The organism is Halomonas sp. 72 (assembly GCF_052379785.1).
GTDB classification, from domain to species: domain Bacteria; phylum Pseudomonadota; class Gammaproteobacteria; order Pseudomonadales; family Halomonadaceae; genus Vreelandella; species Vreelandella citrativorans.
The window spans coordinates 128,713-140,225 of the sequence record NZ_JBQSYY010000007.1 but is presented as its reverse complement, the minus strand read 5'-3'; the positions used below and the strand labels follow the sequence as shown (position 1 = coordinate 140,225).

The 11,513-nt window shown below is 54.4% G+C and carries 9 protein-coding genes; 2 read left to right on the top strand and 7 right to left on the bottom strand.

Annotated features, from left to right (window positions below; translation table 11 throughout):
* Positions 1–163: 163 nt before the first annotated feature.
* The 3 genes from ACT3T6_RS09455 to ACT3T6_RS09445 all read right to left on the bottom strand — a co-directional run bounded on the left by ACT3T6_RS09455 (position 164) and on the right by ACT3T6_RS09445 (position 2,866).
* Positions 164–604, bottom strand: coding sequence for a hypothetical protein (locus tag ACT3T6_RS09455; protein WP_444625943.1), 441 nt, complete (start codon positions 602–604; stop codon positions 164–166).
* Positions 605–659: 55 nt separating this feature from the next.
* Positions 660–1,754, bottom strand: a complete 1,095-nt coding sequence (locus ACT3T6_RS09450) for a hypothetical protein (RefSeq protein ID WP_193055062.1) — start codon at positions 1,752–1,754, stop codon at positions 660–662.
* A gap of 137 nt (positions 1,755–1,891) precedes the next feature.
* On the bottom strand, positions 1,892–2,866 hold the full coding sequence (locus ACT3T6_RS09445; RefSeq protein ID WP_226913676.1) for a malate dehydrogenase: 975 nt from the start codon (positions 2,864–2,866) through the stop codon (positions 1,892–1,894).
* A gap of 222 nt (positions 2,867–3,088) precedes the next feature.
* On the opposite strand from ACT3T6_RS09445, the gene ACT3T6_RS09440 reads away from it, so the two are divergent.
* Both ACT3T6_RS09440 and ACT3T6_RS09435 read left to right on the top strand, forming a co-directional pair.
* Complete coding sequence (locus ACT3T6_RS09440) at positions 3,089–4,171, top strand: efflux RND transporter periplasmic adaptor subunit (protein WP_193055060.1); 1,083 nt, start codon at positions 3,089–3,091, stop codon at positions 4,169–4,171.
* Positions 4,171–7,248 (top strand): efflux RND transporter permease subunit, encoded by a 3,078-nt coding sequence (locus tag ACT3T6_RS09435; RefSeq protein ID WP_193055059.1) that lies wholly within the window; start codon positions 4,171–4,173, stop codon positions 7,246–7,248. The genes ACT3T6_RS09440 and ACT3T6_RS09435 overlap by 1 nt, the downstream gene beginning before the upstream one ends.
* 44 nt (positions 7,249–7,292) lie before the next feature.
* Here ACT3T6_RS09435 and ACT3T6_RS09430 read toward each other — a convergent pair whose 3' ends face one another.
* The 4 genes from ACT3T6_RS09430 to gshA form a co-directional block, all read right to left on the bottom strand.
* Positions 7,293–8,447, bottom strand: coding sequence for a linear amide C-N hydrolase (locus ACT3T6_RS09430; RefSeq protein ID WP_193055058.1), 1,155 nt, complete (start codon positions 8,445–8,447; stop codon positions 7,293–7,295).
* 251 nt (positions 8,448–8,698) lie between these two features.
* Positions 8,699–9,169: a sigma D regulator gene (rsd, locus tag ACT3T6_RS09425; RefSeq protein ID WP_193055057.1), complete on the bottom strand. Its 471-nt coding sequence runs from the start codon at positions 9,167–9,169 to the stop codon at positions 8,699–8,701.
* 131 nt (positions 9,170–9,300) lie between these two features.
* Positions 9,301–9,801, bottom strand: coding sequence for a disulfide bond formation protein B (locus ACT3T6_RS09420; RefSeq protein ID WP_193055056.1), 501 nt, complete (start codon positions 9,799–9,801; stop codon positions 9,301–9,303).
* The gene (gshA, locus tag ACT3T6_RS09415) at positions 9,798–11,438 is read right to left on the bottom strand and encodes a glutamate--cysteine ligase (protein ID WP_193055055.1); all 1,641 of its coding nucleotides are present in this window, start codon (positions 11,436–11,438) and stop codon (positions 9,798–9,800) included. The genes ACT3T6_RS09420 and gshA overlap by 4 nt, the downstream gene beginning before the upstream one ends.
* Positions 11,439–11,513: the final 75 nt, after the last annotated feature.

Here is an 11,513-nt window from a genome sequence, read left to right as displayed (position 1 = left end):
AAGAATCCCCCAGATGGCTGCACATATCGTAGCGCGCGGTAACGCGCCGTGAGGAACGAGCGGCAAGGCACCCGCGAATGGCGGCGGTACGACGCCCGGATGTGCCACCGCATTCAACCCCGGCAACGCTGCGCGGCGCTTACCACGCGCTACAAGAATCCCCTCAGATGGCCGCACACATCGTAGCGCGTGGTAACGCGCCGTGAGGAACGAACGGCAAGGCACCCACGAATGGCGGCGGTACGACGCCTAAAGGCACAGAATCAACCCCGGCACCGCTGCGCTCTGCTCCCGCGGGTGCGCTTCGCTTACCACGCGCTACAAGAATCCCCTCAGATGGCGGCGGTACGACGCCTAAAGGCACATAATTAACCCCGGCAACGCTGCGCGCTGCTCCCGCGGGTGCGCTGCGCTTACCACGCGCTACGAGAATCCCCCCCAAATGGCCACATATAGTAGCGCGCGGTAACGCGCCGTGAGGAACGAGCGGCAAGGCACCCGCGAATGGCGGCGGTACGACGCCTAAAGGCACAGAATCAACCCCGGCACCGCTGCGCGCTGCTCCCGCGCCGGGCCGCCGCTGCGGGTGCGCTTCGCTTACCACGCGCTACAAGAATCCCCTCAAATGGTTGCACACCGTCGCGAGATCAAAAAACGCGCTAATAGGATGCTAGCAAGCTTTCGACAGCAAACTGAGACATCCCCATGTCATAGCGTTCTTCCAGATGAGGCTTGAGTGTCGCAATACTGCGAATGGAGTGAGTAATCTCTTTTTCTCGCTTCGCCTGATCTCTTGCCTTCTTGCAATACTCCTGTAGTTTACGCTTTCTAATCTCTGGTTTGGCATCATAAAAATGCTGATAAAAACCCGCACGTATAGGAGTAACATTAATAATATCGTCACGCTGCTCCCGCAATGTCCGCGAGTAAGATTTCAGCAATTTTAGCACCTTTTTATCATCCCCCAAGTCAGCCAAGGGTGACTCGCCGACATGCTCCTCATACATTGAAAACAGCGTGAATAGATCGTTGCTGTCTCTTGCATGAGTCGCTCGCCCCATCTGCTCGCCACGTAGCTGCTTAAGATCAGCATCCAACTCTCGGTCAGGATGCAGCAGGCGAGCTAAGCGTCGAAAGATCATATTGACAGATGACTTTCCCAGCATCGCTTGCAAGGATTGTTGACCTTCTTGCTCCTGCTCTCTTTCTTGCTGCTGCTCTTGCTGCTGATGAAAGAACTCTTCAAAAAGCTCCTCTTCCAAAGCCTCAAAGCTCTCACTGTCAATATCTTCTGAGTCCTCTTGCGCATACTGAGCACCATCATTCATGCCATCTTCATTATTATTTTGATACGCGTGCCTCTGCTCCGGCGATAGCCTACTGTTATCCATATCAACGATATGCTGAAGCACCTCCTCAAGCACTTGCCTATCACAGAAAGGATTTGCCAGAAGATCGTTTAGATTTTCTTCAATCCAGCCCATCAACTCGGCGCGTTGCCACTGGGCTAATGATTTACGCGACAAAAAGGTACCTAAATGCCGGGTTTGGTCCAGTATTGCCTCTGCCGCCTGCTCTTCTGCTGGCCCGATAACCTCTAGGCATTCTTTTTCAAAGGTTTTCAAATCATCCTCAAGCCGTTCGTTACCCGCTTTCAGCTTGACAATACGCTCCCATTCCCGATGAAGCGCTTGCTCAGGCGACTGGCCCTTCTTATTTGTCCTTGCAGCCTGCTTTTGGGTAATTAAGCTCATCCGAAGCACCTTTCTCTTTACTTTAAAATCATCGTATCTTGTCCATATTATAGAAATAATAAGCGTTACTTATAAAACAACAACCCCGCAAGCCTGGGCTTGCGGGGTTGTTGTTACTAACAGAATCAGAAGCGCGTTTAGCCGAGCAGGTGCTCAACGGCTGCGCGCTCTTCACGCAGTTCTTTCTCGGTTGCTTTCATCTTCTCTTGGCTGAATTCGTCAAGCTCAAAGCCTTGAACGATTTCATACTTGCCGCCCTGGCAACGCACCGGGTAGGAGTAGATGATACCTTCGGCGATGCCGTAGCTGCCGTCAGACGGAATCGCCATGCTGACGATACCTTTGGAACCCAGCGCCCAGTCGTGCATGTGGTCGATGGCTGAAGAGGCAGCGGAGGCGGCAGAAGACGCGCCACGTGCTTTGATGATCGCCGCACCGCGCTGTTGTACCGTCGGGATAAAGTCGTTTTCGTACCAGTCACGTTCAACCAGATCAAACGCCGCTTTACCGTCAACCTTGCACTGAGCGATATCGGGGTACTGGGTTGCGCTGTGGTTGCCCCAGATGATCATGTTTTCAACGTCGGTCACGTGCTTGCCGGTTTTCTGGGCCAGCTGCGTCAGGGCGCGGTTATGGTCCAGACGCGTCATGGCAGTGAACTGACCTCTGTCCAGGTCCGGCGCGTTGCACGAAGCAATCAGCGCGTTGGTGTTGGCCGGGTTACCCACCACCAGCACTTTAACGTCACGGCTAGCGTGATCGTTCAGCGCTTTACCTTGTACAGAGAAGATCGCGGCGTTGGCTTCCAGCAGATCTTTACGCTCCATACCCGGGCCACGCGGGCGCGCACCGACTAACAGGGCGAAGTCAGCATCTTTAAATGCAACGTTGGCATCGTCAGTGGCAACAATGTCTTGTACCAGCGGGAAGGCGCAGTCGTTGACTTCCATTACTACGCCGTTCAGCGCGTCCATTGCTTGCGGAATTTCGAGCAGCTGAAGAATGACAGGCTGATCCGGCCCCAGCATATCGCCAGCGGCGATGCGGAAAATAAGAGAGTAACTGATCTGGCCGGCACCGCCGGTAATCGCAATACGTACTGGATCTTTCATCATTGCTCCTTGGTTGGTTCGCCTTCAAATGGGTCGACAGAACTCAAGATGCCAAGATGTTATGCGCAGTCATGCAAAAACTCAATCATCCATACGGTGACTTTGCCTTCATCGGGCCTGCCAATCACTCGCTGCAAGCCGTTGGTTGCGCTATTGTATCGCTGCACCTTTTTTCTTGTTCGTGTGTCGTTGCACACAGTTGCCAGGGATAGATCCCCCTTTATGCGCAAACTTCCCTCTTCTTATATGCTGGCCAGTTTACTGGTATTGGGTCTGGTCATTTGGTTAGTGCTGGGCGATTTCCAGCGCTTTCAATCCGCGCCTCCCGAGGCACAAAGTAGCTCCGTAAGCGGTCCGCGCGTTGAAGTGATGACACTCGACAGCGTGCCCTACATCCCTCAGCAAATGGTTCAAGGCCAGCTAACCGCCGAGCGTGAGGTCACCCTGCGCGCCAACGTCGGTGGGTTTGTCGTTGAAAAACCTGTTGCCCAAGGGAGCCCTGTTGAGGCCGGGGAGACGCTACTGGTGCTGGATAACGACGCCCTGCCAGAACGCTTACAGCAAGCCCGCGATGAACTTTCGCTCACTCAAGCCGAATACTCCGGCGCCCAGAATTTGCGTGATCGTCAGCTTATTTCCCAGCCCGAACTGCTACGTTTACAAGCGTCTTTAAGCGCGAGTACAGCGCAAGTCGCTCAGCTTGAAAAACAGCTTGCCGACTCACGCCCTCAAGCCCCATTTAGCGGCACGCTGGACCGTATTGAGGTTGAATTGGGTGATCTCGTTCAACCCGGCGAAGAGTGGGGGCGACTGGTAGATGATCGCCGTTTAACCGGCACCGCTTGGGTGTCTCAGCAACAAGTGGGTGACCTGGCCGTTGGCCTGCCCGTTACGGCTCGCTTGCTCAATGGCGCTCATCTTGAGGGCGAGCTGAGCTTTATTAGCCGCCGGGCCAATGAAGCAACGCGTACGTTCTATGTCGAAGCGACGTTGGATAACCCTTTGCAGCTGCCCATGTCCGGCGGTAGCGCGGAGCTTACGATTACCCTGCCGCCCCGCTCTGTACACAGCCTCTCGCCTGCTCTGCTGTCTCTTGGTCATGAAAATCAGCTGACTATCAAGCATATCAATGCCGATAACGAAGTGATTGAGACGCCGGTGGAGCTGGTTAGCGCGACGATTGAAAGTGCCTATGTAAGTGGACTACCCGATCAGGTGCGCTTAATCACGCTGGGCGCTGGCCTTGTGAATGCAGGCGAGGTTGTCGAGCCTGTTTCTGTTGACGCTGCATCCGAGGCCCGCTAATGCGCCAGTTGATTGATGCCGCGCTTCACCATACGCGCACCACGCTGTTTCTGCTGGTTAGCCTGCTGCTGGCAGGCGTGGTTGCCTGGCAGGTCATTCCCAAGGAAGCCAACCCCGACGTTACGATTCCGCTGATTTACGTTTCACTAACGCTGGAGGGCGTAAGCCCGGAGGATGGCGAGCGTCTGCTGATTCGTCCTATGGAGCAGGAACTGCGCGGCATTGCAGGACTGCGCAAGTTCACGGCCCAATCCAACGAAGGCCACGCCTCTATTTCATTGGAGTTTGACCCAGGCTTTGACCCTGACACGGCGCTTTCCGACGTTCGTGACCGCGTTGATATCGCCCGCAGCGACTTACCTTCCGAAGCGGATGAACCGCGAGTTATGGAAGTTAATGTGTCGGAATTTCCGGTACTCAGCATTGGCCTTTCCGGGCAGCTGGATGCCCGGGAACGGATTACCGTGGCGCGCCGCCTAAAGGAGGAGATTGAAGGCATCGCTGATGTGCTGGAAGTGGATATTGGTGGTGAACAGGAGGACTTGCTGGAGATCGTGGTCGACCCACTGGTGCTGGAGAGTTACGGCATCGATTTCAACGAGCTGTTTAACATCGTCTCCAATAACAATCGGCTGGTAGCGGCGGGCAGCCTGGATACTGGCGCAGGCCGTATGGCGTTGAAGGTGCCCGGCGTTATCGAGTCGCTTGAAGATGTTATGAACATGCCGGTGAAGGTGGATGAGGATCGCGTTGTTACCTTTGGCGACGTCGCCTGGATTCACCCCACCTTTAAAGACCCCGCAGGCTTTGCGCGTATTGATGACCAACCCGCCGTAGTACTGGAAATATCCAAACGCGCTGGTGCCAACATTATTGCCACCATTGCTGCGGTGCGCGAGACACTCGACCAGGCAAGTGATTTGCTGCCCGAGCAGTTAAATATCACCACCATTCTCGACCAATCGGTCACGGTTGAGGATATGCTTTCAGAGCTTCTCAATAACGTGCTGACCGCCGTAGTACTGGTCCTGATCGTGGTGGTCGCCGTGATGGGTTTGCGCATGGCGCTTCTGGTGGGCCTGACTATTCCTGGCGCCTTTTTAACCGGTATTCTGCTGGTCTGGGCGTTTGGGTTCACGCTCAACATTGTGGTGCTCTTCGCCTTGATTCTGGTCGCGGGCATGCTGGTAGACGGGGCGATTGTGGTGAGCGAGCTGGCGGATCGTCATCTGCGCGAGGGGCAATCGCCCCACCAGGCATGGCTGAACGCTGCCTCACGTATGAGCTGGCCGGTGATCGCCTCTACCGCCACGACACTTGCGGTGTTTATCCCCCTGCTGTTTTGGCCCGGTATGGTCGGTCAGTTTATGAAGTATCTGCCTGCAACCGTTATTCTCTGTTTACTGGCGTCGCTGGCCATGGCGCTGATTTTCTTACCCACGCTTGGGCGACTGTTTACCCGCACGGCCACCAAGCCAGCGCAGGGCGGAGTTCGCCCCGACCAAAGTACTCGGCTGGGCCGCGCCTACCGGCGCTTACTTTCCCGCCTACTAGCCCGCCCTGGCTGGGTACTTATCATTGCCGTGCTGCTGCTGGCATTAATTTACACAGCCTACGGGCGCCTCAATCACGGGGTCGACTTCTTCCCCAACGTTGAGCCGGACAGCGCCCAGGTGTTGGTACGCGCCCGTGGCGACTTCTCTGCCCTGGAGGCGGATGCCATTGTTCAGCGCGTGGAGGCACGGCTATCAGGGATGAGCGAAGTACAGGCGCTCTACGCGCGTTCGTTTGCCGTTCCTAACGAGCAACTGGGGAACGATGTTATCGGCGTACTCCAGTTTCAGTTTATTGATTGGTATGAGCGCCGCCCTTCCCGAGAAATTTTGGCCGATATGGCCGAACGCGCCAGCGACATTCCCGGTATTCGCCTGGAGTTTCAGGAGCAGGAGATGGGGCCTGGAGGCGGAAAGCCTATCGTTCTGGAAGTCAGCGCCATGAACCCAGCCGTTGCCGATGCAGGGGTGGACCAGTTACAAGCCATCATGCATGAGCTAGGGGGCTTCGTTGCCATTCAGGATAACCGTAGCCTGCCAGGCGTGGAGTGGCGGATCAATGTGGACCGCGAAGCGGCCGCGCGCATGGGTACTGATATCACGACCATTGGCAGTGCGGTGCAACTGCTTACCAACGGCTTACAGGTGGCCAGCTACCGGCCGCCTGACGTTAGTGATGAGGTCGATATTCGAATTCGGTTACCGGAAGGTTGGCGCTCACTCGACCAACTCGGCCGCATGACGATAAACACACCGCGCGGGCAGGTGCCTATTTCTCACTTCGTGGAGATTACTCCGGCACCCAAAGTAGGCACGCTTAATCGTATTAATGGGCGCCGAGCCATTACCGTCGAAGCTGATTTGGCGCCGGGGTATCTGGCAGATGAACGTTTAAGGGCACTGTTTCAGGAAGCGCAAGACAAGCTGCCCGATGATTTGATGGTGAATGTGGCCGGTGAACAGGAGGACCAACTGGAGGCGATGCAGTTCTTGATCAGTGCGTTCTTTGTCGCTATTGGGCTGATGTCACTGATTCTGGTGACTCAATTCAACAGCTTCTACCAAGCGATTCTAGTGCTTTCGGCCATCGTCTTCTCGACAGCCGGAATATTGATAGGGCTGCTGATCACGGGTCAGGCCTTTGGCATTGTGATGGTCGGTATGGGGGTTATTGCGCTGGCCGGTATCGTGGTGAATAACAATATCGTATTAATCGATACCTATAATGAGCTACGTCTTGAAGGGATGGCACCGGCCGAGGCCGCATTGGAAGCAGGCTGTTTGCGGCTTCGCCCTGTGCTGTTAACGGCAATCACCACGGTACTGGGTTTGATGCCGATGGTACTGGGCATGAACGTCAACCTGTTCGCACCATCACTTGGGTTCAACGCCCCTTCAGCGCAGTGGTGGACACAGATGTCGAGCGCTATTGCCGGCGGGCTTACCTTCGCGACCGCCCTCACCCTTCTGCTGACGCCCTGTATGCTGGTGCTGGGTGGCAAACTACACCGCCACAAGCCGTAGCAGCCAGACGAACATAGGGGGCCGTTTGAGCGGCCCCCTTTCTCTTATTGACTCAAGGCCAGCGTGGCGTCTTGCGGGCCATGAACCACGTCCTTGAGTTCAACATGACGGATCTCATCAATATCCGTTAGCTCATCCAGATCGAAATGGATGTAGTTAAGGCTATCGTAAGAGCGCAGGTGAAGCGTCCGCTGCTGAAGGTCAATCAGTGACGTCCAGGAGGTGTACTCCGAGGTGTAGACACGGTCATTGTTAACCCCGGGTGCCGCAATATTTTCAATCGAGTCGCGGAATCGGTTGTCGATGGTAATCCCGCGTGGCCGGTCAAAGTTATTCATGACATGGGCAAGCGTCGTGATGGCGCTGTCTGCATCTTCTGCTTTTTCAGCAAACTGGGAGTAGTAAATAGCGCGGACAAAGCGCCCAACTGACGTATTCGACGCAGGCAGCCCGGCCGTCGCAATTCCTGAGTCAGGCTGAGCAAGTTTTACTCCACTCAATTCCAGCTTTGATTGGTCAATGTTACTTAAAAACGTGTAGTTATTCAGGTTGGTCATGTGCCAGGAAAATTCTGGCCCGTTAGTCATAACCCCTAGCGGGTTGTCGATAACATTCTGTTCGTGATTGGCAAACTCAATCACGATGGATTTGCCCGTGGCATCGTGCAACGTGTAGTGAAACGGCGTATCCAGCACGCCCATCGGCAGTAGCGACGTCACCATAACAGGTTGTTCTTCTAACGCCTGCTTTACTTCGTCAACGGTAGAAAACTGAGAAAGCGCCCAAGCGCCGAGGTCGATAGCTGCCAGCACCGCCTGCGTATTGTTAACCATATCGGCGGGGCCTTCGGTGCTGGCATACGCCAGCAAGCCAAACGTCAATCCCTTGTCGTTAACGCCTTCCGCTACTTTTAAATCTTTTGATACGGGGTCCGGCACCGTAACGGCAACAAAGGCGTTTTGGCCGGTAAAGTCCAGCACGTGATGTTTATCAGCCTGCGAGCCAAAGCTAGTGCCTGCTGGAAAGTAGGACACTTTATAAGGTAGCTCCATGGGCAATTCCATGGTGCGGCCCGCATAAAATTTATCATTTGCGTCGCTATAAAGAAGGGAGGTACATGCGGCCACTGTGGGCGCGAGGGCAATACTGATCGCCGATAGGCAAAAACCTGCTAAACAAGGCTTGGAAAAACGTCGCATACTACTCTTCCTCATCTTATTAATAGTTAAACCATACTTCAGGCAAACTATAGCTTATTTATTATCAAATCAACTTATGTAAACGTCTCCTTCATAAAAAGAAACAGTATTAGGAAGCCTCAACCAAGCAGCAAGTATCGCCTAATTAAACCAGGGCGCTAGGGAAGATTAGCCGGAATAAAATACGACAAAAAGCACCTTCAAGGGTGCTTTTATCTGGCGCTAAACAACAAGCAATGAAGAGGAAAGGCTTAGCTGGGGGTATTGGCGGCGTGCAATCGGGCAATGAGCTGATCTTCTAGCGCAAAACGCTCAGTGAGACCTTTTGCCAAGCGGTCAATCCAGGCGGGTAGGCGCACCAAATGCTGCTGGCAACGCACAGGCGACTCGTAATCCTGGTCGAACTCAAGCACCATTTGCGTAGACATCTCAAGGCGCTCCAGAAGCCGTGATGCGATGTGCAGCGCACTCTCATCATCAAAGGCTTTCGCTTCTTCCGCAAGTTGGGGGTAAATCTCAAAGTGCCCCGCGCTAATATAATCCATGAGCATTTGGCTAAAGGTATCAATGCGCTCTTTGCTAACGGCGTCTAGTTCAGTGTCACAGGCTTCCTTTAGCTCGATAAAACTCGCCAAAAGCGCGCGGCGCTGCTCCAGCCAGCGGTCGATCAAGCCATGAACGCCTCCCCAGCGCTCTTGGGCATTTTTGCAATCTTCGAGCATGGGTTTCTCCTTGCTAATAGCCACCTACAACAGAGTAAGGCTCGCGTTTCCACCTTTCTCTGTCAATTCTGTTAGGGGCCGTTTCCTTGATGCTAACGGCCAGCCAAAACGCTGGCCGCACAAACAGCCATCTATCGCTTGATAGCTAGCCACAATATCCGCAGAGGTACAAGCGCCAGGATAACAAAGCCGAGGAATGTCCAGGCAGGCAGAGAAGCCCCCATAAAGGTAACGTCAATCTCGGCGCACTCTCCAGAGCCCGTCAACACCATGGCAACGACATCCTGCATGGGCAGGATATCCATCATGTAGCCAAGACCTGGGCCACAGGACGGTACCTCGTCAGCCGGGAGGGTTTGCAGCCACACATGGCGACCGGCAATAAACGCGCCGGTGGCTACCGCTATCAACCCCAACACACCGTAAATGCCTTTCCCCACACGACCGCTTGGGTTGTGGATAGCCGCAACCGCAAAGATCATACCTGCAGCAATGACCGCTACGCGCTGAAAAATGCATAGCGGGCAGGGTTCAAGACCCATAATATGCTCAAGGCCAAGCGCGACGGCCATCATCAAGACACAAAATGCCAAGCCTGCAAGGGCCACGGGGCGAAGTGCTATGGGCTTCATTGCCTCTCCTCAAGTAGTAACGCAGACAACGCGCGCGATTCACGCGCCTTGGTAAAGTACGTATCGAGGAAGTCAGTAAAACTCTCCTGGTCTGCCGCTTCTATATCTTTCTGCTGCTGATGCGAGGTCTCAATCAACTGGTCAAGCAAGGCTTCGCGTGAGCGTAGCATGGGTGTATTTTTAAGCTTTTCGCTCTGCTCCTTGGCCAGCCCAAGCAGCGTATCACTTAACGAGCCATTGCCCTCTTTCATAAGCGCCAACAGCTGAGCCGAGGGCGTCAGCGAAGGATCTCGCAAACGCGGGGCCAGCTCATTGAGTGCTGCCGCGTGAGGCGCATCGTCTTCCACAGCATCCAGCAGGCGGGCGACTTCGTTCAATTCTGCAAAAATCTGCTCGCCCCACTCACTAACCGAGGTGGTCTGGCCATTACGAATCAGCGTTAACTCTGGGTCACGGCCGCGCTCCACCACCCAACGACGGTTGTCGTCCAGGCGGTCGCACTCATCATCAGAAATCCACGGGCTATCGCTGAGTAAACACCACATCAGGAAGGTGTCGACAAAGCGCATCTGTGTCTCGGTGACACCCAGCGGGTCAAAGGGGTTCAGGTCCAAACAGCGCACTTCAATATACTCAACACCGCGCGCTTCAAGCGCCTGGCTAGGCGTTTCGTTATGCTTGGCGACGCGCTTGGGACGAATATCGCTGTAGTACTCGTTCTCTATCTGGAGAATATTGGCATTCAACTGCTGCCAGTTACCCTCTACATTAACGCCGAGTTTTTCATAATCCGGCCATGGCGTTGAGATCGCATGGCGCAACGTGTTCACATAGTTGGATAGCGAGTTAAAGCAGATTTTAAGCTGAGCCTGGACCTTATTTTGATAGCCTAGATCCGACATACGCAGCGTTGTAGCGAACGGTGCATAAAACGTATCGTCGTTGAGTGGCTTCAACTTTTCAGGCACGTTGCCGTTAGGCAAAAAGCTTTTATCTACCGCAGGCGAAGCGCCAAACAGATAAAGCAGCAGCCAGCTATGACGTCGAAAATTACGGATAAGGCCAAAATAGCGCGTCGAACGATAGTCGTTAAACGGGATATTATTCGCACCTTCCAGCTCGCGCAGCGCGTGCCACATATCATCAGGTAACGAGACGTTGTAGTGTACGCCAGCAATTGCCTGCATGATCCGCCCATAACGTACGTCCAGCCCTTTACGGTAGACGTGCTTCATGGTTCCGACGTTGGAAGAGCCGTAATCCGCAATGGGCACGCTGGCATTACCTGAAAGCCGTGACGGCATACTCCCCGGCCAGACCCACTCCTGGTCAAGGTGCTGATAAGTAAAGGTGTGCAGATCCGATAAAAAGGCCAAGGCTTCACGTGGCTGCGAATACACCGGGGTAATGTATTCAATCAACGCTTCTGAATAATCAGTGGTGATATGCGGGTGCGTTAGCTTGGAACCCAAAGCTCTTGGGTGCGGGGTTTGCGCAATATGGCCGTTTGCATCAACCCGCAGTCCTTCTTTTTCCAGCCCGCGGCGTAAGCGTCCCATGCGGCCCAAGCGCGCGCTGGGCAACAGTCGCTCAACCTGGGAGGTCAGCGAAGATGGCACAGTGAGTGGTTCAGGCAAGGTGAACACTCCTTGTCAGTAAGGCTCGTTTTGGGCGAGCCCTGGTGAAATCAGGTGGCATCGCCAGCATATCCA

Bases quoted from the DNA above. Each gene is read 5' to 3' on its own strand.
- ACT3T6_RS09435 (WP_193055059.1), top strand. From the start codon at position 4,171: ATGCGCCAGTTGATTGATGCCGCGCTTCACCATACGCGCACCACGCTG.
- ACT3T6_RS09445 (WP_226913676.1), bottom strand. From the start codon at position 2,866: ATGAAAGATCCAGTACGTATTGCGATTACCGGCGGTGCCGGCCAGATC.
- ACT3T6_RS09450 (WP_193055062.1), bottom strand. From the start codon at position 1,754: ATGAGCTTAATTACCCAAAAGCAGGCTGCAAGGACAAATAAGAAGGGC.
- ACT3T6_RS09430 (WP_193055058.1), bottom strand. From the start codon at position 8,447: ATGCGACGTTTTTCCAAGCCTTGTTTAGCAGGTTTTTGCCTATCGGCG.
- ACT3T6_RS09420 (WP_193055056.1), bottom strand. From the start codon at position 9,801: ATGAAGCCCATAGCACTTCGCCCCGTGGCCCTTGCAGGCTTGGCATTT.
- ACT3T6_RS09440 (WP_193055060.1), top strand. From the start codon at position 3,089: ATGCGCAAACTTCCCTCTTCTTATATGCTGGCCAGTTTACTGGTATTG.
- rsd (WP_193055057.1), bottom strand. From the start codon at position 9,169: ATGCTCGAAGATTGCAAAAATGCCCAAGAGCGCTGGGGAGGCGTTCAT.